This window comes from Kitasatospora sp. NPDC050543, assembly GCF_044457565.1.
Classification (GTDB): domain Bacteria; phylum Actinomycetota; class Actinomycetes; order Streptomycetales; family Streptomycetaceae; genus Kitasatospora.
In genome coordinates this window covers 65927-88772 of sequence record NZ_JBITGZ010000001.1, presented here as the reverse complement: position 1 = coordinate 88772, position 22846 = coordinate 65927, and the positions used below count along the sequence as shown (strand labels likewise).

The 22846-nt window shown below is 70.4% G+C and carries 24 protein-coding genes; 23 read left to right on the top strand and 1 reads right to left on the bottom strand.

From position 1 onward, the window contains the following. Window positions 1-47: 47 nt before the first annotated feature. The 21 genes from rho to ACIBH3_RS00270 all read left to right on the top strand — a co-directional run bounded on the left by rho (window position 48) and on the right by ACIBH3_RS00270 (window position 20379). Complete coding sequence (gene rho, locus ACIBH3_RS00370) at window positions 48-2168, top strand: transcription termination factor Rho (RefSeq protein ID WP_396309585.1); 2121 nt, start codon at window positions 48-50, stop codon at window positions 2166-2168. Window positions 2169-2454: 286 nt separating this feature from the next. Next, a complete protein-coding gene (locus tag ACIBH3_RS00365) occupies window positions 2455-3621 on the top strand; it encodes an LCP family protein (protein WP_396309584.1) in 1167 nt (388 codons plus the stop codon). A gap of 192 nt (window positions 3622-3813) precedes the next feature. Continuing rightward, a complete protein-coding gene (rpmE, locus tag ACIBH3_RS00360; RefSeq protein WP_396309583.1) occupies window positions 3814-4038 on the top strand; it encodes a 50S ribosomal protein L31 in 225 nt (74 codons plus the stop codon). Window positions 4039-4161: 123 nt separating this feature from the next. Next, the gene (gene prfA / locus ACIBH3_RS00355; protein ID WP_396309582.1) at window positions 4162-5238 is read left to right on the top strand and encodes a peptide chain release factor 1; all 1077 of its coding nucleotides are present in this window, start codon (window positions 4162-4164) and stop codon (window positions 5236-5238) included. A gap of 45 nt (window positions 5239-5283) precedes the next feature. Further along, window positions 5284-6150 carry a peptide chain release factor N(5)-glutamine methyltransferase gene (gene prmC, locus ACIBH3_RS00350; protein ID WP_396309581.1) on the top strand — a complete coding sequence of 289 codons (867 nt, stop codon included), beginning with the start codon at window positions 5284-5286 and terminating at the stop codon, window positions 6148-6150. 88 nt (window positions 6151-6238) lie between these two features. Then, complete coding sequence (locus ACIBH3_RS00345) at window positions 6239-6886, top strand: L-threonylcarbamoyladenylate synthase (RefSeq protein ID WP_396309580.1); 648 nt, start codon at window positions 6239-6241, stop codon at window positions 6884-6886. 29 nt (window positions 6887-6915) lie between these two features. Beyond that, the gene (locus ACIBH3_RS00340) at window positions 6916-7557 is read left to right on the top strand and encodes a protein-tyrosine-phosphatase (RefSeq protein ID WP_396309933.1); all 642 of its coding nucleotides are present in this window, start codon (window positions 6916-6918) and stop codon (window positions 7555-7557) included. A 253-nt stretch (window positions 7558-7810) separates the two neighbouring features. Beyond that, complete coding sequence (gene glyA, locus ACIBH3_RS00335) at window positions 7811-9091, top strand: serine hydroxymethyltransferase (protein WP_396309579.1); 1281 nt, start codon at window positions 7811-7813, stop codon at window positions 9089-9091. A 160-nt stretch (window positions 9092-9251) separates the two neighbouring features. After that, complete coding sequence (locus tag ACIBH3_RS00330; RefSeq protein ID WP_396309578.1) at window positions 9252-10661, top strand: MraY family glycosyltransferase; 1410 nt, start codon at window positions 9252-9254, stop codon at window positions 10659-10661. Between the two features lie 299 nt (window positions 10662-10960). After that, window positions 10961-11404 (top strand): hypothetical protein, encoded by a 444-nt coding sequence (locus tag ACIBH3_RS00325; protein ID WP_396309577.1) that lies wholly within the window; start codon window positions 10961-10963, stop codon window positions 11402-11404. 285 nt (window positions 11405-11689) lie between these two features. Next, complete coding sequence (gene atpB / locus ACIBH3_RS00320) at window positions 11690-12511, top strand: F0F1 ATP synthase subunit A (protein WP_396309576.1); 822 nt, start codon at window positions 11690-11692, stop codon at window positions 12509-12511. 80 nt (window positions 12512-12591) lie between these two features. After that, window positions 12592-12819, top strand: a complete 228-nt coding sequence (gene atpE / locus ACIBH3_RS00315; RefSeq protein ID WP_014138091.1) for an ATP synthase F0 subunit C — start codon at window positions 12592-12594, stop codon at window positions 12817-12819. Window positions 12820-12860: 41 nt separating this feature from the next. Continuing rightward, entirely contained in the window at window positions 12861-13418 is a 558-nt protein-coding gene (locus tag ACIBH3_RS00310) for a F0F1 ATP synthase subunit B (RefSeq protein WP_396309575.1), read from the top strand. Further along, window positions 13415-14230: a F0F1 ATP synthase subunit delta gene (locus tag ACIBH3_RS00305; protein WP_396309574.1), complete on the top strand. Its 816-nt coding sequence runs from the start codon at window positions 13415-13417 to the stop codon at window positions 14228-14230. Before ACIBH3_RS00310 ends, ACIBH3_RS00305 begins: the two co-directional genes overlap by 4 nt. A 149-nt stretch (window positions 14231-14379) precedes the next feature. Then, on the top strand, window positions 14380-15954 hold the full coding sequence (atpA, locus tag ACIBH3_RS00300) for a F0F1 ATP synthase subunit alpha (RefSeq protein ID WP_396309573.1): 1575 nt from the start codon (window positions 14380-14382) through the stop codon (window positions 15952-15954). Window positions 15955-15986: 32 nt separating this feature from the next. Next, window positions 15987-16901, top strand: a complete 915-nt coding sequence (locus ACIBH3_RS00295; RefSeq protein ID WP_396309572.1) for a F0F1 ATP synthase subunit gamma — start codon at window positions 15987-15989, stop codon at window positions 16899-16901. A 2-nt stretch (window positions 16902-16903) separates the two neighbouring features. After that, entirely contained in the window at window positions 16904-18349 is a 1446-nt protein-coding gene (atpD, locus tag ACIBH3_RS00290; protein ID WP_396309571.1) for a F0F1 ATP synthase subunit beta, read from the top strand. A 184-nt stretch (window positions 18350-18533) separates the two neighbouring features. Beyond that, complete coding sequence (locus ACIBH3_RS00285; protein ID WP_396309570.1) at window positions 18534-18914, top strand: F0F1 ATP synthase subunit epsilon; 381 nt, start codon at window positions 18534-18536, stop codon at window positions 18912-18914. 133 nt (window positions 18915-19047) lie between these two features. After that, on the top strand, window positions 19048-19548 hold the full coding sequence (locus tag ACIBH3_RS00280) for a DUF2550 domain-containing protein (protein WP_396309569.1): 501 nt from the start codon (window positions 19048-19050) through the stop codon (window positions 19546-19548). A 94-nt stretch (window positions 19549-19642) separates the two neighbouring features. Continuing rightward, window positions 19643-19792 carry a hypothetical protein gene (locus tag ACIBH3_RS00275; RefSeq protein WP_396309568.1) on the top strand — a complete coding sequence of 50 codons (150 nt, stop codon included), beginning with the start codon at window positions 19643-19645 and terminating at the stop codon, window positions 19790-19792. A 14-nt stretch (window positions 19793-19806) separates the two neighbouring features. Continuing rightward, complete coding sequence (locus ACIBH3_RS00270; RefSeq protein WP_396309567.1) at window positions 19807-20379, top strand: cob(I)yrinic acid a,c-diamide adenosyltransferase; 573 nt, start codon at window positions 19807-19809, stop codon at window positions 20377-20379. A gap of 100 nt (window positions 20380-20479) precedes the next feature. Here the strand turns inward: ACIBH3_RS00270 and ACIBH3_RS00265 are convergent, their stop codons facing one another. After that, a complete protein-coding gene (locus tag ACIBH3_RS00265) occupies window positions 20480-20785 on the bottom strand; it encodes a hypothetical protein (RefSeq protein WP_396309566.1) in 306 nt (101 codons plus the stop codon). Between the two features lie 213 nt (window positions 20786-20998). Here ACIBH3_RS00265 and ACIBH3_RS00260 point away from each other — a divergent pair, with 213 nt between their 5' ends. Next, on the top strand, window positions 20999-21871 hold the full coding sequence (locus ACIBH3_RS00260) for a 3-hydroxyacyl-CoA dehydrogenase family protein (RefSeq protein WP_396309565.1): 873 nt from the start codon (window positions 20999-21001) through the stop codon (window positions 21869-21871). 412 nt (window positions 21872-22283) lie between these two features. Then, complete coding sequence (locus ACIBH3_RS00255) at window positions 22284-22655, top strand: STAS domain-containing protein (RefSeq protein ID WP_396309564.1); 372 nt, start codon at window positions 22284-22286, stop codon at window positions 22653-22655. Window positions 22656-22846 lie beyond the last annotated feature (191 nt).

Sequence of the window (22846 nt, the reverse complement as noted above, 5' to 3'; positions counted from 1 at the left end):
GTCGCCGAGCCAGACAGGCCGACGTCCGCTCCAGGGAAGGACCCTTAGTGAGCGACACCACCGATCTGATGGGCGCGCGCCCCGACGCCGAGGCGTCGGACGCAGCCGCCGCCCCCGCGGCCCCGGCCCGGCGCCGTCGCACCGCCGCCGCGGGCCTGGACGGCCTCGTCCTGGCCGAGCTGCAGAAGCTCGCCTCGACGCTCGGTATCAGCGGTACCGGACGCCTGCGCAAGAGCCAGCTGATCGAGGCCATCAAGGAGAAGAGCGGCGGCGACCCGCTGCTCGCCGGCGCCGCGCCGGCCGCTCCGGCCGCCAAGCGCGCCGCCACCAAGGCCGCCCCGGCCGCCGCCGAGGCGCCCGCGGCCGAGGCGCCGGCCGAGAAGCCGGCCCGCCGCACCCGTACCGCCCCGGTCGAAGCCGCCGCCGCCGAGGCGCAGGCCCAGATCGAGATCCCGGTCCAGGCCGCCGCCGAGACCGGCGCCGCCCCGGCCCGCGCCGAGCGCACCCGCCGCCGCGCCACCTCCGCCGCCGGCGCGCCGACCGCCGAGGCCGGCGACAGCGCCACCGCGGTGGTCACCGAGGCCAAGCAGGCCGACACCAAGCAGGAGGGCGCCCGCGCCTTCGACGGCCGTCAGGAGGAGGGCCGTACCGAGACCCGCCGGGACCGCCGGGACCGCCGCGACCGCCGCGAGGGCGGCGAGCGCGGTGAGCGCCAGGAGGCCGGCGACGGCCAGGCCGCGCAGGACGGCGACACCCGCGAGTCGCGCCGGGACCGCCGTAACCGCCGGGACCGCGCCGAGCGCCAGGGCCAGCCCGCGGGCACCCAGGCGGCCCAGGGCGAGGGCCAGCCGGCCCGCCAGGGCCAGCAGCAGCAGGGCGGCGGCCAGCCGCAGGCCCAGCAGGGCGGCTACGACGACGACGAGTTCGGCGACGGCCGCCGCGGCCGCCGTGGCCGCTACCGCGACCGCCGTGGCCGTGGCACCCGCCGGGACGGCTTCGACGCCGGCGTGGCCGAGCCGCAGGTCGGCGACGACGATGTGCTGATCCCCGTCGCGGGCATCCTCGACATCCTCGACAACTACGCCTTCGTGCGGACCTCCGGCTACCTGCCGGGCAGCAACGACGTCTATGTCTCGCTCGCCCAGGTCCGCAAGAACGGCCTGCGCAAGGGCGACGCCATCACCGGCGCCGTGCGCCAGCCCAAGGACGGCGAGCGCCGCGAGAAGTTCAACGCCATGGTGCGGCTGGACTCCGTCAACGGCATGGACCCGGAGAGCGGCCGCGGCCGTCCCGAGTTCGGCAAGCTGACCCCGCTGTACCCGCAGGAGCGCCTGCGCCTGGAGACCGACCCGGGCGTGCTGACCACCCGCATCATCGACCTGGTGTCGCCGATCGGTAAGGGCCAGCGCGGTCTGATCGTCGCCCCGCCGAAGACCGGCAAGACGATGATCATGCAGGCGATCGCCAACGCGATCACCCACAACAACCCCGAGTGCCACCTGATGGTCGTCCTGGTCGACGAGCGTCCGGAAGAGGTCACCGACATGCAGCGTTCGGTGAAGGGCGAGGTCATCTCCTCGACCTTCGACCGGCCCGCCGAGGACCACACGGTCGTCGCCGAGCTGGCCATCGAGCGCGCCAAGCGCCTGGTGGAGCTGGGCCACGACGTGGTGATCCTGCTGGACTCGATCACCCGCCTCGGCCGCGCCTACAACCTGGCGGCGCCGGCCTCCGGCCGCATCCTGTCCGGTGGTGTCGACTCGACCGCGCTCTACCCGCCGAAGAAGTTCTTCGGTGCCGCGCGCAACATCGAGAACGGCGGCTCGCTGACCATCCTCGCCACCGCGCTGGTGGAGACCGGCTCCCGGGCCGACGAGGTCGTCTTCGAGGAGTTCAAGGGCACCGGCAACATGGAGCTCAAGCTCGACCGCAAGCTCTCCGACAAGCGGATCTTCCCGGCGGTGGACGTCGACGCGTCCTCCACCCGCAAGGAGGAGATCCTGCTCGGCAAGGAGGAGCTGGCGGTCACCTGGAAGCTCCGCCGGGTGCTGCACGCGCTGGACTCGCAGCAGGCCATCGAGCTGCTGCTGGACAAGATGAAGCAGACCAAGAGCAACGCCGAGTTCCTGATGCAGATCGCCAAGACCACCCCCGGTTCCGGCGACTGACGCCGGATCGGCAGCGCACGGCGAGCCCCGGACTGCACCCGCGGTCCGGGGCTCGCCGCTGTCCGCGGTCATGCCGCCGCCGGCCCGCGCGAAGCCGGTACGGCATCACTCGGCGGTCCTCCGCGGCTCTCCGTGGCCGTCCGAACGCAGGCTGCTTCCAGGTTGATTCACATACCGCTCTCATCATCATGAGGTTCGCTTATCCTCGAAAGAGCGGTCATATCCGGCCAGATGCAGCAACAGCTGACGGACGCGCACCGGGCGCTCAGGGCGAGGACGACACGAGATGGCCGATCACCACAGGCCCCGCAGTCGCCGCAGCAGGATGCTGCGGATCGCCGGCTGCACGCTGATCGCCCTCGTGGTGCTGGGTGCGGGCGCGGCGGGCTACGCGTACTGGCGGCTCAACGCGAACATCAAGAGCGTCGACATCAACGCCAGGCTGGGCGCCTCCCGGCCCCCCTCCGCGACCGGCGGGTCGTTCAACGTCCTTGTCCTCGGCTCCGATTCGCGCAGCGGCAGCAACGGAAGCCTGGCCGGCGGCGACACCGGCGGGACGGCCCGCTCGGACACCGCGATGGTGCTGCACGTCAACCAGGACCACACCCGCGGTGAGGTGGTCTCGATCCCGCGCGACACCCTGGTCGACCGGCCCGAGTGCACGGACCCCTCGGGGCGGGCGGTACCCGCCGAGCGGCGGGCGATGTTCAACAGCGCGTACGAGGTCGGTGGCGCGGCGTGTGCGGTGAAGACCGCGGAGCAGCTCACCGGGCTGCGGATGAACCACTATGTGGAGATCGACTTCTCCGGCTTCGCCCGCTTCATCGACTCCATAGGCGGGGCCACCGTGACCACCACGGTGGCCATCACGGACAAGGACAGCGGCCTGGACCTGGCCGCCGGTGAGCACCATCTGGGCGGCGCGCAGGCCCTCGCCTTCGTCCGCACCCGGCACGGGGTCGGCGACGGCAGCGACCTGGGACGGATCGAACTGCAGAAGCAGATGGTCAGGTCGGTCATGCAGCAGGTCGGCTCGATCGGGCTGCTCTCCAACCCGGTGAAGCTCTGGTCCGTGGGGGACACCCTGACCAGGAGCATCACCACCGACTCCGACCTCGCCTCGGTGAACGCGCTGGTCGGTCTCGCCGAGTCGCTCAAGCAGATCGGGCCGGAGCAGCTGACCATGGTCACCCTGCCGGTGGTGGCGGCCACCAGTGACCCGAACCGGGTGGTCGAGCAGCAGCCGCAGGCCAACCGGCTGTGGGCGGCGCTCAAGGCCGACCAGGCCGTCCCGCGGGACGTCGTCACCGCCCAGCCGGGCAATCCGGCCAACACCGCCTCCGCGACCGCCACGACGCCGTCCACGGCCGCCACGGGTCCCTCCGGCGGACCCGCCACCGAGCCCTCCGGCGCGCCCTCCGCGGCCTCGGGTGCGGCGCGCGCCGGCCGCTAGGGACGGACGGCCCCGGCGGCCGGGGACGTAGGGCGCCGGCCGCCGCCGGGCATCGGGACGTACCAGGAATATCCGCGACCGGCACCCGGTTTGGGAAGAGGCGACCAGTCCTGGCAGACTGGTACGTCGGTCCCGGTTCACGTGCGTCTGTCCAGTCGCCGACCCGGTGCCCTCCCGAACCTAGGAGAACCCTTGAAGCCCAACGTTCACCCCGAGTACGTGGTCACCTCGGTGACCTGCACCTGCGGCAACGAGTTCACCACCCGCTCGACCGAGACCAGCGGCGTCATTCGCGCCGAGGTCTGCTCGCAGTGCCACCCGTTCTACACCGGCAAGCAGAAGATCCTCGACACCGGCGGCCGCGTTGCCCGCTTCGAGGCTCGCTTCGGCAAGGGCCACAGCGCGAAGCAGGCCTAGCGCTCTTTCGGCGCCGGTCTCCGGCGTCCCCGCACATCGCGGGGGCGTGGGGGCCGGCGCCGTTCGCGTCCCACCGCTCCGCACGTACCAGCCAGCAGATCTCACCGGAAGTAGGCCCATCCCATGTTCGAGGCAGTCGAAGAGCTCCTCGTAGAGCACGCCGCCCTCGAAGCGAGGCTGGCCGACCCGTCCGTGCACGCCGACCAGGCCAACGCCCGCAAGCTGGCCAAGCGCTACGCGGAGCTGACGCCGATCACCGCCACCTACCGCGCCTGGCGCCAGACCGGCGAGGACATCGAGACGGCCCGCGAACTCGCCGCCGAGGACTCGGACTTCATCGCCGAGGTGAAGGCCTCCGAGGCCCGCCAGGCCGAGCTGACCGAGGAACTGCGCCTCCTGCTCGTCCCGCGCGACCCGAGCGACGAGAAGGACGTCATCCTGGAGATCAAGGCGGGTGAGGGCGGCGAGGAGTCCGCCCTGTTCGCCGGTGACCTGCTGCGGATGTACCTGCGCTTCGCGGAGCGGACCGGCTGGAAGACCGAGATCATCGACTCCAACGAGTCCGACCTCGGCGGGTACAAGGACGTCTCGGTGGCCGTGAAGACCAGGGGCACCATCGAGCCCGGCCAGGGCGTCTGGGCCCGCCTGAAGTACGAGGGCGGCGTGCACCGCGTGCAGCGCGTGCCGGCCACCGAGTCGCAGGGCCGCATCCACACCTCGGCGGCGGGCGTGCTGGTCACCCCGGAGGCCGAGGAGGTCGAGGTCGAGATCCACGCCAACGACCTGCGGGTCGACGTGTACCGCTCGTCCGGCCCCGGCGGCCAGTCCGTCAACACCACCGACTCGGCGGTCCGGATCACCCACCTGCCGACCGGTATCGTGGCCTCCTGCCAGAACGAGAAGAGCCAGCTGCAGAACAAGGAGTCCGCGATGCGCATCCTGCGCTCGCGGCTGCTGGCCGCAGCCCAGGAGGCCGCCGAGCAGGAGGCCTCCGACGCCCGGCGCAGCCAGGTCCGTACGGTCGACCGCTCCGAGCGGATCCGGACGTACAACTACCCCGAGAACCGCATCTCGGACCACCGAACCGGCTTCAAGGCGTACAACCTGGACCAGGTCCTGGACGGCGACCTGAGCCCGGTGATCCAGTCCTGTGTGGACGCCGACGCGGCGGCCAAGCTCGCCGCGGCACAACAGAACTGAGCCCGAGCACCAGGGCCAGAGCGCAGAAACAAGAGGGTCGTACGGATGAACCTGCTGCTTGCCGAGGTGGCCCAGGCCACCCAGCGGTTGGCCGCGGCCGGCGTGCCGTCGCCGCGCTTCGACGCGGAGGAACTCGCCGCACACATCCACAACGTCAAGCGCAGCCAGTTGCACACCGTCCCGGACGCCGACTTCGACGCCCGCTACTGGGAGGCCATCTCGCGCCGCGAGGCGCGTGAACCGCTCCAGCACATCACCGGCCGGGCCTTCTTCCGGTACCTGGAGCTGGAGGTCGGCCCCGGTGTGTTCGTGCCCCGCCCGGAGACCGAGACGGTCGTCGAGTGGGCCATAGACGCCGTCCGCGACATGGACGTGGCGGAGCCGCTGGTGGTCGACCTCTGCACCGGCTCCGGCGCGATCGCGCTGGCCCTGGCCCAGGAGCTGCCGCGCTCGATGGTGCACGCCTTCGAGCTGGACGAGGGCGCGATGCGCTACACCCGGCGCAACATCGCCGCCAGCTCGGACCGCGCCCGGGTCACCCTGCACGCCGGGGACGCCACCCGCGCGTTCGAGGACGACCGCTCCTGGGACGGCCGCTTCGACCTGGTGATCAGCAACCCGCCGTACATCCCGCTCACCGAGTGGGAGTACGTCGCGCCCGAGGCCCGTGACCACGACCCGCAGATGTCGCTGTTCTCCGGCGAGGACGGCCTGGACACCATCCGCGGCATCGAGCGGGTCGCCGCCCGGCTGCTGCGACCAGGCGGCGCGGTCGTGATCGAGCACGCCGACACCCAGGGCGGCCAGGTGCCGTGGATCTTCAACGAGGAGGGCGGCTGGACGGACGCGGCCGACCACCGCGACCTGAACAACCGCCCGCGCTTCACCACGGCCCGCAAGGCGTCGTTGTGACCGCCTCCCCGCGCCGCGCCGCGCGAGGCGTCACGGCCGGCGGGCCGGGCACCAACTCCATCAGCCATCTCGGAAGGGGACCGCACCGATGAGCCGCCGCTACGACTGTGCCGACGCAGGGGACCGCGCCACCGGACTGCGCGAGGCCGCCTCGGCGATCCGCCGCGCCGAGCTCGTGGTGCTCCCCACCGACACGCTGTACGGGGTCGGCGCCGACGCCTTCTCCCCGGAGGCCGTGGCTTCCCTGCTGGCCGCCAAGGGACGCGGGCGCAACATGCCCTCACCCGTCCTGGTCGGCTCGCCGACCACCCTGCACGGCCTGGTCACCGACTTCTCCGAGCAGGCCTGGGAGCTGGTCGACGCCTTCTGGCCAGGCGGGCTGACGCTGGTCGCCAAGCACCAGCCCTCGCTGCGCTGGGACCTCGGCGAGACCCGCGGCACCGTCGCCGTCCGGATGCCGCTGCACCCCGTCGCGATCGAGCTGCTGAACACCACCGGCCCGCTCGCCGTCTCCAGCGCCAACCGCACCGGCGGGCCGTCCCCGGCCACCTGCGACGAGGCCCAGCAGCAGCTCGGCGACTCGATCTCGGTGTACCTGGACGGCGGGCAGGCCGACCACGCGACCGCCTCCTCCATCGTCGACGTCACGGGCAAGGTCCCGGTCCTGCTGCGGGCCGGCGCGATCAGCGCCGAGCAGCTGAGGGAGGTCGTCCCCGACCTGGAGGCCGGCAGTTGACGGCCACCTTCCTGCACGCGGGGCCCGGCATATCGCCGTACCTGAGCGTGGCACCCCGGCCGCTGGACCACTTCCGGATCCTCTTCGTCTGCACCGGGAACATCTGCCGCTCGCCGATCGCCGAGCGGCTCACCCGGCGTGAGCTGGACACCCGGCTCAACCCCCGGGTGGCCGGCCGGATCCTGGTGGAGAGCGCCGGCACCTGGGGCCACGAGGGCGCGCCGATGGAGGAGCACGCCGCGACCGTTCTGAACGAGTACGGCGCCGACAGCGGCGGCTTCACCGGACGCGAGCTGCTGGACGAGCACGTGGTCGAGGCCGACCTGGTGCTCACCGCGACCCTCGACCACCGCGCCCAGGTGATCTCGATGGGCCACTCGGCGGGGCTGCGCACCTTCACCCTGAAGGAGTTCACCCGCCTGGTGCGGACGATCGACCCGGGCACCCTGCCCGACCCGCGCCGGGGCGCCGACGTGACCGAGCGCGCCCGTGCCCTGGTCCGCTCGGCCGCCGCACTGCGCGGCTGGCTGCTCGCGGCCACCCCCGAGTCGGACGAGCTGGACGACCCGTACGGCGCGCCGATCGGGATGTTCCGCAACTGCGGCGAGGAGATATTCCACGCGCTGGACCCGGTCGTCACCGCCCTGACGGGCGTCCCCGCGCCACACTGACGCGGTGTCCGTCGTCGAGCCTCCGGGCCGCTCGCCCCGGTGCCGACGGTCGTCGCTCCCGCGCTTCCTCGCTCCTCGGTCGCTTCCTCGCTCCATCCCTTCGGCACCGGCGCGCCCCTTCGGCTGTGTTCCCCGAGCCGTCAGGGCGCGCGCCGTGCCCTGACGGGTGCACCCGGCTCGCGTCGGCAGGACGGCCCCGGCGGCCGGTCCTACGCTGGAGGGACCTCACCCGACGCTGCCCGGGAGTCCCGCCATGACCATCACCGATGCCGCGTACGGCGCCACCACCACCGGGGGGCACTGGCAGGCCTCCCAGGCCCTGCGGCGGGCCGACCCGCAGGTGGCCGACCTGCTGGCGGCGGAGGGCGAGCGCCGGGCCGAGAGCCTCCAGCTGCTCGCGGGGGAGAACCTCACCAGCCCCGCCGTCCTGGCCGCGCTGGGCGGCCCGCTGATCGACAAGTACGCCGAGGGCTACCCGGGCCGCCGCCACCACAGCGGCTGCGCCCTGGCGGACGCCGCGGAGCTGCTGGCGGTCGACCGGGCCCGCTCGCTGTTCGCCGCCCCGCACGCCAACGTCCAGCCCCGGTCGGGCACTTCGGCGATGCTGGCGACGTACGCGGCGCTGCTCAAGCCCGGTGACGTGGTGCTGGCGATGTCGCTGGAGCACGGCGGCCACCTCAGCTGCGGCTCGCGGGCCAACTTCTCCGGCCGCTGGTTCGAGTTCGTCGGGTACGGCGTCCGCGAGGCGGACCAGCTGATCGACCTCGACCAGGTCCGCGAGCTGGCCCGGCACCACCGCCCGAAGGCGATCATCGCCGGCGGCATCTCCTACCCCCGTCACCTCGACTGGGCGGCCTTCCGGGAGATCGCCGACGAGGTCGACGCCTACCTGATCGCCTCCGTCGCGCAGACCACCGGCCTGGTGGCCGCGGGCGTCGCCCCCTCGCCCGTGCCGTACGCGGACGTCACCGTCGCCGCCACCCACAAGCTGCTGCGCGGCCCGCGCGGCGGTCTGCTGCTGTGCACCGGCGAGCTGGCCGAGCGGATCGACCGGGCGGTCTTCCCGTTCACCCAGGGCGGCGCGGCGATGAACGAGGTGGCGGGCAAGGCGGTGGCGCTGGCCGAGGCGGCCGCGCCGGCCTACCGCGAGTACGTGCTGCGGGCGGTCGCCGGGGCCCGGGCCCTCGCCCAGGGCCTGGCGGACGCCGCAATGCCCCCGGTGACCGGTGGCACGGACACCCACCTGGTCACCGCCGACGTCAGCCCGCTGGGCGTCACCGGGGCCGAGGCCGAACGCAGGTGCGCTGCGGCGGGCGTCCTGCTCGGCAAGTGCGCGCTGCCCTACGACCCCGCGCCGGCCGCCGAGACCTCCGGCATCCGCCTCGGCACCGGGACGGTCACCGCGCAGGGGATGGGCGTGCCGGAGCTCACCGAGATCGCGGTGCTGGTCGGACAGCTGCTCAGCGGTGGCGCGGATGCGCGAATCGGGGCCCGGGTGCGGGAGCTGGCACAGGCCTTCGCCGGCCGCGGTTGAGTCCCGAACCGGGATCGATACCCGGCAGGACGAACCGCGATGCACAAGGAGGGCGTCCAACTCAATAAGGTGTATGCCGTGGCCACGCACCTCGAATCCCGGACAATCACGGGAGTACCTTCGGTACTCACCTGTCAGATCGTGACGCTGGAGGCCAGTGGTGCGTGAGTATCTGCTGGTGCTGTTCTGCACCGCGGCCGTCACCTACCTGCTGACCGGCCCCGTCCGGAAGTTCGCGATCGTGGCCGGCGCGATGCCGGCCGTCCGCGCCCGTGACGTCCACCGCGAGCCCACGCCGCGGCTCGGCGGGATCGCGATGTTCGGCGGCCTCTGCGCCGGCATCCTGGTCGCCTCGCAGCTGGCGAACCTCAGCAAGGCGTTCACCCCCGGCTCGGACATCCGCGCGTTGCTCTCCGGTGCGGGGATCATGTTCGTGCTCGGTGTGCTGGACGACAAGTGGGGCGTGGACGCGCTGGTGAAGCTGGGCGGTCAGATGATCGCCGCGGGCGTGATGGTGTGGCAGGGCGTCACGGTGATCTCGCTGCCGGTGCCCGGCGTCGGCACCGTCGCGGTCAGCCCGACCCAGGGCATGGTCATCTCGGTCACCCTGGTGGTGGTCATGGTGAACGCGGTGAACTTCATCGACGGCCTGGACGGCCTGGCGGCCGGCATGGTCTGCATCGCCGCGATGGCCTTCTTCCTGTACTCGTACCGCCTCTGGTACCGCTACACGATCACCGACGCCGCGCCCGCGGTGCTGTTCAGCGCGCTGCTGATCGGGATGTGCCTGGGCTTCCTGCCGCACAACCTGCACCCGGCCCGGATCTTCATGGGCGACTCGGGCTCGATGATGCTCGGGCTGATGCTGGCCGTCTCGGCGATCTCCATCACCGGCCGGGTCGACCCCGACCTGCTGAGCGACTCGCAGACCAAGGCCGTGCACACCCTGGTGCCGATCTACATCCCGCTGCTGCTGCCGCTGACCGTCATCGCGCTGCCACTGGCCGACCTGCTACTGGCCGTGGTGCGCCGAACCTGGGCCGGCAAGTCGCCCTTCGCCGCCGACAAGCAGCACCTGCACCACCGGCTGCTGGAGGTCGGGCACTCGCACAGCCGGGCCGTGCTGATCATGTACTTCTGGGCCGCGCTGATCGCCTTCGGCACGGTGGCGTTCTCGATCACCAACACCGGCCGCACCGTGGTGCTCACCATCGCCGGGCTCAGCCTGGTCGGCATCGTGGTGCTGCTGACTCCGCGGTTCCGGCCGCACGCCCCGCAGGCCGTGCAGGCGTTCGTGCCGCCGCGCTACCGCCGGGTGGCGCGCGGTGAGAAGCGGACCGGGGCCGAGGCCGAGCGGGCCGTCGCGGACAGCGCGCCGATGGCCGAGCTGTCGGCGCAGGACAAGGAGCTGCTGGGCCGGCTCGGCACCGGGGCGTCCGCGGTGGGCGGTCACGGCGCCGGCCAGGGGTCGGGCCAGGGACGCGGGCCCGCCGGGCACGGCTCCGGTGCCACCTCCGGGCACGGTCACACCGCCGGTCACGGCCGGGGGCGGGGCTCGCGCGAGAGTTGAGCGGCGCGTCTGATTGGCCGTCAATCTGCTTCACCCGTACGGCTGCACTACTGGGCCATCGGTGTGACAGGTACCACACATACATGGTAAAGCTCTCATCAAATAGTTTGTGATACCGTTCACGAGTACCGAGAACGCGCCGAAAGACCTGACAGGTGGAGGACTTCCGTCCCTGGTCGGGTCTCCCGTGACAGGCTCGCCGTCAAGCGGCCGGCCTGCGGCGAACCCCTCGGTTCGGTGCCACCCCCGCGTTACGCGCCCGTCCCCCGTCACATCGACATGCCGCCGGAGTTGCCGACATGCCGTCCAACGACGCCCGGATCATCCGAGGCGCCGCGATCCCCACTGCGGCCGCCGGAGTCATCGCCATGGCGATCTCCGCCGCAGTCGTGGGTACCAAGGGGTTGCTCGGTGCTCTCTTCGCAACGCTGCTGGTGCTGGCCTTCTTCAGTTCCGGCCAGGTCGCTCTCGACCGGCTGACCAGGAACAATCCGCAGATCATGATGGCGGCTGCGCTGCTGGTCTACACCACGCAGATCCTGCTGGTCGCGGTTGTTCTCGGAGTGTTCAAGAACACGACATTGTTCGACACCAAGGTCTTCGGCTTCACGCTGCTCGGTTGCGTTCTGATCTGGACGGGGTTCCAGGTGCGCGGCGCGATGAAGGCCAAGATCCACTACGTCCAGCCCGACGCCTCCGAAACCAAGGGTGACAAGCCCTCCGACTCGGGGCGTCAACAGTGACGAGGCCCAACTGTCCCCCCAACGAGGGGGCCGGTGTTTATGCGGTACTGACGGACTGCTATCGTCCGTCGCAACAACGGAGTACGGGAAGCGGCCAGGTCTCACCGGTCAACGGTCGGATCGCCCCCCGGACCCGCGCAGTCTTCGATGATCCCGCGCCGGTGCTTCGCACCGCCGTGCCGGGTCCGCGAGAAACCCATCAAGTTCCAGTGCCGCACCGTGGCCGCAGGCCACGCCGACACACCGAGGTTGCCGTAACCATGCGTCACGACGAAGGAGTCCCTGGTGAGTGCTGCTGAGCTCACGTTCCTCGCCTCTGAGGGCAACTGCCACTTCGGCGGGGACAATGGCTGCGGCTTCCCGGCGCCCGGCCTGAACGAATTCGACTTCAAGCCGATCTTCACGGTCGGTGGCATCGACTTCACCAAGCCGATGCTGCTGTCGATCATCTGCGCCTTGCTGGTCGTCGTGTTCTTCTGGGCCGCGTTCGCCAAGCCGAAGCTCCTGCCGGGCAAGATGCAGCTGGTCGGCGAGATCGGCTACGACTTCGTCAAGCGCAGCATCGTGCTGGAGACCATCGGCAAAAAGGGCGAGAAGTACGTCCCGATGCTGGTCTCGATGTTCTTCTTCGTATGGATCATGAACATCATGTCCATCATCCCGTTCGCCCAGTTCCCGGTGATGTCGCGCATCGCGTTCCCGGTCGGACTCGCGATCGTCGTGTGGATCACGTACATGACGCTCACCTTCAAGAAGCACGGCTTCGTGGGTGGCATGAAGAACCTCTGCTGGCCGTCGGGCATCCCGGGCTGGGTCATGTTCATCCTGGTCCCGATCGAGTTCTTCTCGAACATCTTCGTGCGCCCGTTCACGCTCGCGGTCCGAGCCTTCGCGAACATGTTCGCCGGCCACCTGCTGATCGTGGTCTTCTCGGTCGCCTCCTGGTACCTGCTCAGCCCGACCATCGGCGCGCTCTACGGCTCGGTGTCCTTCGTGGTCGCCGTCGGCCTGACCGCCTTCGAGCTGCTGGTCCAGTTCCTGCAGGCCTACATCTTCGTGATGCTGGCCAGCAGCTACATCGCCGGTGCCCTCGAAGAGGCGCACTGAGCCCCTGCAGCCCCGGCTGCACCCTGAACTCCCGGTGGCCAACCACCACCGGTTCTCCACCCCGCAAAGGATTAGCAGAGATGTCCGCTCTCGCTGAGGTTTCCGGTTCCGTCGCTTCCATCGGCTACGGCCTCGCCGCGATCGGCCCCGGCATCGGTGTCGGTCTGATCTTCGGCAACGGTGTGCAGGCCATGGCCCGTCAGCCCGAGGCTGCCGGCCTGATCCGCTCCAACATGTTCATCGGCTTCGCGCTCACCGAGGCGCTCGCGCTCATCGGTATCGTCATGCCGTTTGTCTACGGCCAGTAAGTCCGGCACACCGGTAGCCCTTTTCGACGAAAGGTTCAGATATGAGCCCCGTGGTCGCCCTTGCGGCAGAGGAGAAGATGAACCCTCTTCTCCCCGCATGGCCCGAGGTCATCATCGGCCTGCTCTGCTTCTTCATCGTCTTCGGCCTCCTCGGCAAGAAGCTCCTGCCCAGCATCGAGAAGGTGCTGGCGGACCGCCGGGACGCCATCGAGGGTGGTATGGAGCGCGCCGAGGTCGCTCAGCGCGAGGCCCAGGCCCTGCTCGAGCAGTACCGTGCCGAGCTGGCCGAGGCACGTCACGAGGCTGCTCGGATCACCGAGCAGGCGCGTGAGCAGGGCGCGGCCCAGATCGCCGAGATGCGCGAGGAGGGCCAGCGTCAGCGCGAGGCCGTCATCGCCGCCGGTCACGCCCAGATCGAGGCCGACAAGAAGCAGGCGACTGCCGCCCTGCGCCAGGACGTGGGTTCGCTCGCTTCGCAGCTTGCCTCCCGCATCGTGGGTGAGTCCCTTGAGGACTCCGCCCGGCAGAGCGGCGTGATCGACCGCTTCCTGGACGAGCTGGAGGCCAAGGCCGCCGCTGCCCAGGGCGCTGCCAAGTGATCGGCGCGAGCCGTGAGGCCCTCGCAGCCGGCCGGCAGAACCTCGAGGCCCTGACCGACTCCACCTCGGTGGACGCGGCCAGGACCGCCGAGGAGCTCGCCGCCGTCACGGTCCTGCTGGACCGCGAGGTGTCGCTGCGCCGGGTCCTGACCGACCCCTCGCGGTCCGGTCAGGACAAGGCCCAGCTGGTCGCTTCGCTGCTGACCGGCCAGGTCTCCGGCGAGACGGTCGACCTGGTCTCCGGCCTGGTCCGCTCCCGCTGGTCGGGCGGTCGTGACCTGGTGGACGCGTGCGAGGAACTCGCCGCGTACGCCGAGATCATCGCCGCCGAGAAGGCCGGTGCGCTGGACGACGTCGAGGACGAGCTCTTCCGGTTCGGCCGGATCGTCAGCGGCTCGCACGAGCTGCGCGCCGCGCTCACCGAGCCCAAGGCCGGCAAGGCCGCCAAGGCCGAGCTGATCACCAAGCTGCTCGGCGGCCGGGCCAACCCGGCCACCGTGCGTCTGGTGATCTCGCTGGTCACCAACCCGCGTGGCCGTAGCCTGGAGCAGGGCCTGGAGTCCTACTCCAAGCTCGCCGCCGCCCGGCGCGGTCGTGTGGTGGCCCTGGTCACCAGCTCGGTGCCGCTGTCGGACAGCCAGCGGGAGCGCCTGTCGGGTGCCCTGGGCCGGCTCTACGGCCGTGCGGTCCACCTGAACATCGACGTCGACCCCGAGGTCGTCGGCGGTGTCCGGGTGCAGATCGGTGACGAGATCATCGACGGCACCGTGTCGAGCCGCCTCGAAGGCGCTCGCCAGGCCCTCGAAGGCTGACACAAGCAACATCCGACCCTCGGTCGGGCACCGGCTCCTCGGAGTCGGCAAATCGTACGGCCGGTTCAATACGACCCGGCCGAGAGTCGAATACTTGCGGCCCTCAATGGCGGGCCGAGGATCGCAAACTAGGAGAGCAGGGAAGCCTGATGGCGGAGCTTACGATCCGTCCGGAGGAAATCCGGGACGCGCTGGCCGACTTTGTCCAGTCGTACCAGCCGGACGCCGCCTCGCGTGAAGAGGTCGGCACGGTCACTGAGGCCATGGACGGTATCGCCAAGGTCGAGGGTCTGCCCTCGGTCATGGCCAACGAGCTGCTGAAGTTCGAGGACGGAACCCTCGGCCTCGCGCTGAACCTCGACACCCGCGAGATCGGTGTCGTCGTCCTCGGTGAGTTCAGCGGCATCGAAGAGGGTCAGACGGTGCACCGCACCGGCGAGGTCCTCTCCGTCCCGGTCGGCGAGGGCTACCTCGGCCGCGTCGTGGACCCGCTGGGCAACCCGATCGACGGTCTGGGCGACATCGCCTCCTCCGGCCGCCGCGCCCTGGAGCTGCAGGCTCCCGGCGTCATGGTCCGCAAGTCGGTCCACGAGCCGATGCAGACCGGCATCAAGGCCATCGACGCGATGACCCCGATCGGCCGTGGCCAGCGTCAGCTGATCATCGGCGACCGCCAGACCGGCAAGACCGCGGTGGCGATCGACACGATCATCAACCAGCGTGACAACTGGCGCTCGGGCGACCCGAAGAAGCAGGTCCGCTGCATCTACGTCGCCGTGGGCCAGAAGGGCTCCACCATCGCGTCCGTGCGTGGCGCCCTGGAGGAGGCCGGCGCGCTGGAGTACACCACCATCGTGGCTGCTCCCGCCTCCGACCCGGCCGGCTTCAAGTACCTCGCCCCGTACACCGGCTCGGCCATCGGCCAGGAGTGGATGTACGACGGCAAGCACGTCCTCATCATCTTCGACGACCTGTCGAAGCAGGCCGAGGCGTACCGCTCCGTGTCGCTGCTGCTCCGTCGTCCGCCGGGCCGCGAGGCCTACCCGGGTGACGTCTTCTACCTGCACTCCCGCCTGCTGGAGCGCTGCGCGAAGCTCTCCGACGAGCTGGGCGCGGGCTCGATGACCGGTCTGCCGATCATCGAGACCAAGGCCAACGACGTGTCGGCGTACATCCCGACCAACGTCATCTCCATCACCGACGGCCAGTGCTTCCTGGAGTCCGACCTGTTCAACGCCGGCATCCGCCCGGCCGTGAACGTCGGTATCTCGGTCTCCCGCGTCGGTGGCTCCGCCCAGATCAAGGCCATGAAGTCGGTCGCCGGCCGCCTGCGCCTGGACCTGGCCCAGTACCGTGAGCTGGAGGCGTTCGCCGCCTTCGGTTCCGACCTGGACGCGGCCTCCAAGGCCCAGCTGGAGCGCGGTGCGCGCATGGTCGAGCTGCTGAAGCAGGGCCAGTACCAGCCGTTCCCGGTCGAGGAGCAGGTCGTTTCCATCTGGGCCGGCACCACCGGCAAGCTGGACGACGTACCGGTCGCGGACATCCGCCGCTTCGAGCGCGAGTTCCTGGACCACCTGCGGACCTCGAAGAAGGACCTGCTGGCCGGCATCGTCGAGACCTCCAAGCTGGAGGACGGCACCATCGACGCGCTGACCGAGGCGATCAAGGCCTTCAAGCTGGGCTTCACCACGGCCGACGGCAAGCTGCTCTCCGAGCAGGCCTGAGTCCGGTAACGAGGGAAAGGACGTAACGACCCATGGGAGCACAGCTTCGGGTCTACAAGCGCCGGATCCGCTCTGTCACCGCGACGAAGAAGATCACCAAGGCGATGGAGATGATCTCCGCGTCGCGCATCGTCAAGGCGCAGCGCGCGGTGGCCGCCTCCACTCCGTACGCCGATGAGCTCACCCGGGCGGTGACGGCGGTGGCCACCCGGTCCAACGCCAAGCACCCGCTCACCACCGAGAAGCCCGGCGCCGCCAGCGCCGCGGTCCTGCTGATCACGGCGGACCGCGGCCTGGCCGGCGGCTACTCGGCCAACGCCATCAAGCAGGCGACCGCGCTCTCCGCGCAGCTGCGTGCCGAGGGCAAGGACGTGGTGACGTACATCGTCGGTCGCAAGGGTGTCTCGTACTACAGCTTCCGTGACCTGCCGGTCGCGAAGGCGTGGACGGGCTTCTCGGACAAGCCGACGTACGGCGACGCCAAGGCCGTTGCGAGTGACCTGATCGAGGCCTTCACGGCCGAGACCGGTGGCGTGGACGAGCTTCACCTGGTGTCCACCAAGTTCGAGTCCATGCTGACTCAGACCGCGGTGGACTCCCGGCTGCTGCCGCTGAAGCTGGACGAGGTCCAGCTCAGCGACGAGTCGAAGGCCAAGCACGAGATCTTCCCGCTGTACGACTTCGAGCCGTCGGCGGAGGGCGTCCTGGACGCGCTGCTGCCGCGGTACGTCGAGAGCCGGATCTACAACGCGCTGCTGCAGTCGGCCGCCTCGGAGCACGCCGCTCGCCGGCGCGCGATGAAGAGCGCGACCGACAATGCGGGAGAGCTCATCAAGTCGCTCACGCGGCTTGCCAACTCGGCCCGTCAGGCCGAGATCACCCAGGAAATCAGCGAGATCGTCGGCGGTGCCAACGCGCTCGCCGACGCTAGCCGCGGGAGCGAATGAGAATGACCACCACAGTTGAGCCGACCACGGCGACGGGCCGCGTCGCGCGGGTCATCGGCCCGGTCGTCGACGTGGAGTTCCCCGTCGACGCGATTCCGGACATGTTCAACGCCCTGCACGTCGAGGTGAACAACCCCGACGGCTCGGGCACCAAGACCCTGACCCTCGAGGTCGCGCAGCACCTCGGCGACGGCGTGGTCCGCGGCATCTCGATGCAGCCGACCGACGGCCTGGTCCGTGGCGCGCAGGTCTCCGACACCGGTGCGGCGATCTCCGTCCCGGTCGGCCAGATCACCAAGGGCAAGGTCTTCAACGCCCTCGGTGAGGTGCTGAACGTCGACAAGGACGAGTTCGAGTCCCAGGTCGAGGTCCGCTGGCCGATCCACCGCAAGGCTCCCGCGTTCAAGGACCTCGAGTCCAAGACCGAGATGTTCGAGACCGGTATCAAGGTCATCGACCTGCTCACCCCGTACGTCCAGGGTGGCAAGATCGGTCTGTTCGGTGGTGCCGGTGTCGGCAAGACCGTTCTGATCCAGGAGATGATCTACCGCGTCGCCGAGAACTTCGGTGGTGTGTCGGTGTTCGCCGGTGTCGGCGAGCGCACCCGTGAGGGCAACGACCTCATCCACGAGATGGTCGACTCGGGTGTTCTGGACAAGACCGCGCTGGTCTTCGGCCAGATGGACGAGCCGCCGGGCACCCGTCTGCGGGTCGCGCTCTCCGCGCTGACCATGGCGGAGTACTTCCGTGACGTGGAGCAGCAGGACGTTCTGCTCTTCATCGACAACATCTTCCGGTTCACCCAGGCCGGTTCCGAGGTGTCGACCCTGCTCGGCCGTATGCCCTCCGCGGTGGGTTACCAGCCGAACCTGGCCGACGAGATGGGCCTCCTCCAGGAGCGCATCACCTCGACCCGCGGTCACTCGATCACCTCGATGCAGGCGATCTACGTCCCCGCGGACGACCTGACCGACCCGGCCCCGGCGACCACCTTCGCCCACCTCGACGCGACGACGGTTCTCTCCCGTCCGATCTCCGAGAAGGGCATCTACCCGGCCGTCGACCCGCTGGACTCCACGTCCCGCATCCTGGACCCGCGCTACATCGCGCAGGACCACTACGAGACGGCCATCCGTATCAAGGGGATCCTGCAGAAGTACAAGGACCTCCAGGACATCATCGCGATCCTCGGTATCGACGAGCTGTCCGAGGACGACAAGATCACGGTTCACCGTGCCCGTCGTATCGAGCGCTTCCTGTCGCAGAACACCTACGTCGCCAAGCAGTTCACCGGCGTCGAGGGTTCGACCGTGCCGCTGTCGGAGACCATCGAGGCCTTCAACGCGATCGCGGACGGCAAGTACGACTCGGTTCCCGAGCAGGCCTTCTTCATGTGCGGTGGCATCGAGGACCTCGAGAAGAACGCCGCCGAGCTCGCGAAGAAGTAATTCGCGGCCGGTAGCAGCAGTGTGATCGTGAGGGGTGGCCCCCAGCCCTGGGGACCACCCCTCGCGGCACATCACTGTGATTCCGGTCATTTCCGTGCCGCCGGTTTCATCTCCGGGGCGCGGGCCCGTTATTCTTACCGAAACTCCCGAGTAATCGGGCGTTGCATGAGCCTAGGAGCCCACGTTGGCTGAGCTGCACGTCGAGCTGGTCGCAGCCGACCGCAAGGTGTGGTCCGGTGCGGCCACCATCGTTGTCGCCCGTACGGCCTCCGGTGACACCGGCATCATGCCGGGCCACACCCCGGTGCTGAGCGTGCTGGAGTCCGGCCCGGTCACCATCCGGACCACCGATGGCGGCACCGTCATCGCCGCGGTGCACGGTGGCTTCATCTCCTTCGCCGACAACAAGCTGTCTCTGCTCGCAGAGATCGCCGAGCTGGCGGACGAGATCGATGTCGCCCGTGCCGAGCGCGCCCTGGAGAACGCCCAGAGCGAGCTCGACGCCCACGCCGAGCGCCGCGCCGAGGTTCGTCTCGTCGCCGCACGAGGCCTCAAGGCGGCCTGAGCAGAGTACGACCGACGGTCCCGGGGACGCGCGAGCGTGACCCCGGGACTGTCGTATCAGTTGGTAGGACAGTGCGGTCGCTAGGTAGATACGACCGATTCGGGGAACGCAGGTAGCGAGGAGGTCGGTGAGCATGGTCCTCGCCCTTGTGGTGTGTGCGGCGGTCGTGGCGCTCGGAGTGGCCGGGCTGGTGGCCTTCGCGGTACGCCGGCGTGTGATCCAGCGCGTCGGCGGCACGTTCGACTGCAGCTACCGGCTCAAAATGCCGGCCGACGCCTCCACGCAGCCCGACCTCGACGAGAACGGCAAACCCACCTCAGCCCCGGTTCCGCAGACCGATGGCAAGGGGTGGGTTTTTGGTATCGGGCGGTACAGCGGCGACTCCATCGAGTGGTTCCGGGTCTTCTCCTACGCCCCGCGCCCCCGCCGGGTCCTCCCGCGCCGGGAGATCGAGGTGCTCGGCCGCCGCTACCCCGAGGGCCAGGAGGAGCTCGCTCTGCTCTCCGGCTCGGTCGTGCTGCGCTGCCTGCACAACGGCGCCCCCCTGGAGCTCGCCATGAGCGAGGACGCCCTGACCGGCTTCCTCGCCTGGCTGGAGGCCGCCCCGCCCGGCCAGAGGGTCAACGTCGCGTAGCTCCTGCCACGCCTTCGGGCGGATTGCTCCGCCTCCTCCCCGCCCGCGCGGTGGGCGCCGTGTCGCCATCGACGCATTCGATGGTGACGGCCATGTGACGCTGCTCAGCTCACCAGATCCACAGAAGGCCACCCACGAGGCCGAGGTGCGGATGCCCTACGGCACCGAGGTCGTCATTCCCGAGGGGCCCGCGAAGGGGTTTGTGATCGGGGTCGCAATCACGGGTGAGGCCCGAAAGAGCTGAGTAGTCTGCTGGGCATGGTCAACCTGACGCGTATCTACACCCGTACCGGCGATGACGGCACCACGGCGCTCGGCGACATGAGCCGGACGACCAAGACGGACCCCCGGCTGATCGCCTATGCGGACACCAACGAGGCCAACGCGGCGATCGGGGTGGCCATCGCGGCCGGCGGGCTGCCGGCGGATGTGGCGGCGGTGCTCACCCGGGTCCAGAACGACCTGTTCGACGTCGGGGCCGACCTGGCCACGCCGGTGGTGGAGGATCCGAAGTACCCGCCGCTGCGGGTGCTCCAGACGTACATCGACCGGCTGGAGGCGGACTGCGACCAGTACCTGGAGACGCTGGAGAAGCTGCGCAGCTTCATTCTCCCCGGGGGCACGGCCGGCGCGGCGTACCTGCATCTGGCCTGCACGGTGGTGCGGCGGGCCGAGCGGGCCACCTGGGCGGCGATCGAGATGCACGGGGACAGCGTCAACCCGCTGACCGCCAAGTACCTCAACCGGCTGTCCGACCTGCTGTTCATCCTCGCCCGGGCGGCCAACAAGGAGCAGGGCGACGTGCTCTGGGTGCCCGGCGAGAACCGCTGACCGCGACCGCTGACCGGGCTCGGCGCTTCTACGAGGCTTCGCGGTCCTCCGGCCGCCTCCGCGGGCTTGCCGGGGGCTTCCCGATGGCGGCGCGTGGGCGTCAGTGACGGCGCAGGGCGTCCCGGGCGGCGCCCTCGTCGGCCGGCCAGACCATCAGCCGCAGCCCGTCGGAGGTGGCCACCACGGTGTGCCGCAGTCCGGCGGTGCTCAGGGCGGCGGCCAGCCGCCGTGCCTCGGCGGCGTCCGCGGGCGCGGCGACGGCCACCAGCAGGCCGTACTCGTCCGCGCGGCCGGTCCGGGGCCGGCGTGCCACCAGCGACTTCCCACTGCCGTACGTCCAGCGCAGCAGCAGGACGAGGACCCCCACCACGGCGAAGCTCAGCAGCAGATACGCCAGGGCCCGCATGTTCCACCTCTCGGTCGGGCACAGATCACATCGCCCAATCTCACCACGGAGCCCCCAGGGGCATTAGAGTCCGGCCGAGAGTGGCGCGGCTCCGGGGGGTGACCCCTGCCCTGAGCCGCCTTCAGGCACGGTCCTGAGCCAGTGGGAGCGCCGACGCCGGGTCAGGAGCCGGCGGTGGCGGATGGGCGAACAACGCACCCGGGAGAAGCAGCGATGAGCAACGTACCCAGCAGCAAGCAGATCGCCGTGATCGGCGCCGGACTGATGGGCGCCGGCATCGCCCAGGTCTCCGCCCAGGCCGGGCACCCGGTGGTGCTGCGGGACGTCACCGACGCCGCCCTCCAGCGCGGTCTGGACGGCATCCGCGCCTCCTACGACAAGTTCGTCTCCAAGGGCAAGCTGACGGCCGAGGAGGCCGAGGCTGCGCTGGGCCGGATCACCACCACCACCGACCTGGGCGCGGTGGCCGAGGCCGACATCGTGATCGAGGCGGTCTTCGAGCGCCTGGACGTGAAGGAAGGCGTCTTCCGGGAGCTCGACAAGCTCGCCAAGGACGGCGCCGTGCTGGCCTCCAACACCTCCGCCATCCCGATCACCCGGATCGCCGCCGTCACCTCGCGGCCGGAGTCCGTGGTCGGCGTGCACTTCTTCTCGCCGGTGCCGCTGATGCGCCTGGTCGAGCTGGTGCGTGGTTACAAGACCAGCGACGCCACGCTGGCGGCGGCCCGTGAGTTCGCCGAGGGCGTGGGCAAGGAGGTGGTCGTGGTCAACCGTGACGTGGCCGGCTTCGTCACCACCCGCCTGATCACCGCGCTGGTCGTGGAGGCCGCGAAGCTGTACGAGTCCGGTGTCGCCACCGCCGAGGACATCGACACCGCCTGCCGGCTCGGCTTCGGCCACCCGATGGGCCCGCTGCAGACCGCCGACCTGACCGGCGTGGACATCCTGCTGCACGCCGCGCGCAACATCTACGAGGAGACCAAGGACGAGAAGTTCGCCGCGCCGGAGATCATGGCGCGGATGGTCACGGCGGGCGACCTGGGCCGCAAGAGCGGCCGGGGCTTCTACCCGTACGAAGGCAAGTGACCCGGGGTCCGATCGGATCGGACCCGGGGGACCTCCTGGCCCGGCGGGTCGTACGACCGGTGCATCGTACGGCCTGCCGTGCCACGAACTGGTGAGTTTCCTCACGCCGCTGCCGCAGACGGGTGATTTGGGCGGTAATCGAGCGTAGGTGTGGGGACTTACTGCGTATATTCCCTCGGACGAGTGAAGTTGCTTCAGATCTGGCCCTGACCAGCAACCTGCGGAGCTGGTTCGCCGTCAGATGAGGGGGAGCCCCGGCGCGGCCGCCGGGGGCCCGGGCGTGCCGGACTCGGTCCGCATCCGGCGCCTTGAGCCGGACCTCTCACCCCCGGCACCTTGAACCCGGAACGGAGCCGGCGCCCGGCGGCAGGCCGATGCCCGCGGGCAGGCCTGGCAAGCGGAGGAGGAGAGCATGCGAATCATCGGCGACCACACGGCCCTGGCCCTCGAAGGCCGCCTCGACGTCCGCAGCGCCGCCGACGCCAGGGTCCGCCTGCACCAGGCCGTCGACGGCGGGCAGGGTGACCTCGTACTCGACCTCGGCCGCCTGGACTCCTGGGACGCCACCGGGCTCGGCGTCATCATGGGCACCCACCGCCGGGCCGGCCGGCTCGGCCGCAGGCTGGTGCTGCGGGCCGTGCCCGCGCAGCTCCAGCGCCTGCTGGTGGCCACCCGCCTGCACCGCATCCTCGCGGTCGAGGGCACCGTCCCCGAGCCGCTCGGCGCGACCCTGCCCGCCCTCGGCCCGGTCACGGGCCAGCCGGTCGTCGCGCCGCTGCTCTGAGCCGTCCGCTGTCGTGAGCGTTCGGTGTTCGGCGCCGTCCGCCCCTGCGGGCGGCTGCCCGCGGCTCTGACGGTCCGTCTCGACGGGCGGCCGGGACCACCCGCGGGAGTCCGATCCGCCCCGGCGGGAGCGCTCCGAGCCGCTGCCGGAGGCCGTCCTGGGGGAGGGCTGCTGCGCGGGTGGGGACTAGT

Excerpts from the sequence above, each read along its gene's own strand:
- ACIBH3_RS00365 (WP_396309584.1), top strand. The coding sequence starts at position 2,455 with ATGGCCGATCACCACAGGCCCCGCAGTCGCCGCAGCAGGATGCTGCGG.
- prfA (WP_396309582.1), top strand. The coding sequence starts at position 4,162 with ATGTTCGAGGCAGTCGAAGAGCTCCTCGTAGAGCACGCCGCCCTCGAA.
- prmC (WP_396309581.1), top strand. The coding sequence starts at position 5,284 with ATGAACCTGCTGCTTGCCGAGGTGGCCCAGGCCACCCAGCGGTTGGCC.
- ACIBH3_RS00345 (WP_396309580.1), top strand. The coding sequence starts at position 6,239 with ATGAGCCGCCGCTACGACTGTGCCGACGCAGGGGACCGCGCCACCGGA.
- glyA (WP_396309579.1), top strand. The coding sequence starts at position 7,811 with ATGACCATCACCGATGCCGCGTACGGCGCCACCACCACCGGGGGGCAC.
- ACIBH3_RS00325 (WP_396309577.1), top strand. The coding sequence starts at position 10,961 with ATGCCGTCCAACGACGCCCGGATCATCCGAGGCGCCGCGATCCCCACT.
- atpE (WP_014138091.1), top strand. The coding sequence starts at position 12,592 with ATGTCCGCTCTCGCTGAGGTTTCCGGTTCCGTCGCTTCCATCGGCTAC.
- ACIBH3_RS00310 (WP_396309575.1), top strand. The coding sequence starts at position 12,861 with ATGAGCCCCGTGGTCGCCCTTGCGGCAGAGGAGAAGATGAACCCTCTT.
- atpA (WP_396309573.1), top strand. The coding sequence starts at position 14,380 with ATGGCGGAGCTTACGATCCGTCCGGAGGAAATCCGGGACGCGCTGGCC.
- ACIBH3_RS00295 (WP_396309572.1), top strand. The coding sequence starts at position 15,987 with ATGGGAGCACAGCTTCGGGTCTACAAGCGCCGGATCCGCTCTGTCACC.
- atpD (WP_396309571.1), top strand. The coding sequence starts at position 16,904 with ATGACCACCACAGTTGAGCCGACCACGGCGACGGGCCGCGTCGCGCGG.
- ACIBH3_RS00280 (WP_396309569.1), top strand. The coding sequence starts at position 19,048 with ATGGTCCTCGCCCTTGTGGTGTGTGCGGCGGTCGTGGCGCTCGGAGTG.
- ACIBH3_RS00270 (WP_396309567.1), top strand. The coding sequence starts at position 19,807 with ATGGTCAACCTGACGCGTATCTACACCCGTACCGGCGATGACGGCACC.
- ACIBH3_RS00265 (WP_396309566.1), bottom strand. The coding sequence starts at position 20,785 with ATGCGGGCCCTGGCGTATCTGCTGCTGAGCTTCGCCGTGGTGGGGGTC.
- ACIBH3_RS00260 (WP_396309565.1), top strand. The coding sequence starts at position 20,999 with ATGAGCAACGTACCCAGCAGCAAGCAGATCGCCGTGATCGGCGCCGGA.
- ACIBH3_RS00255 (WP_396309564.1), top strand. The coding sequence starts at position 22,284 with ATGCGAATCATCGGCGACCACACGGCCCTGGCCCTCGAAGGCCGCCTC.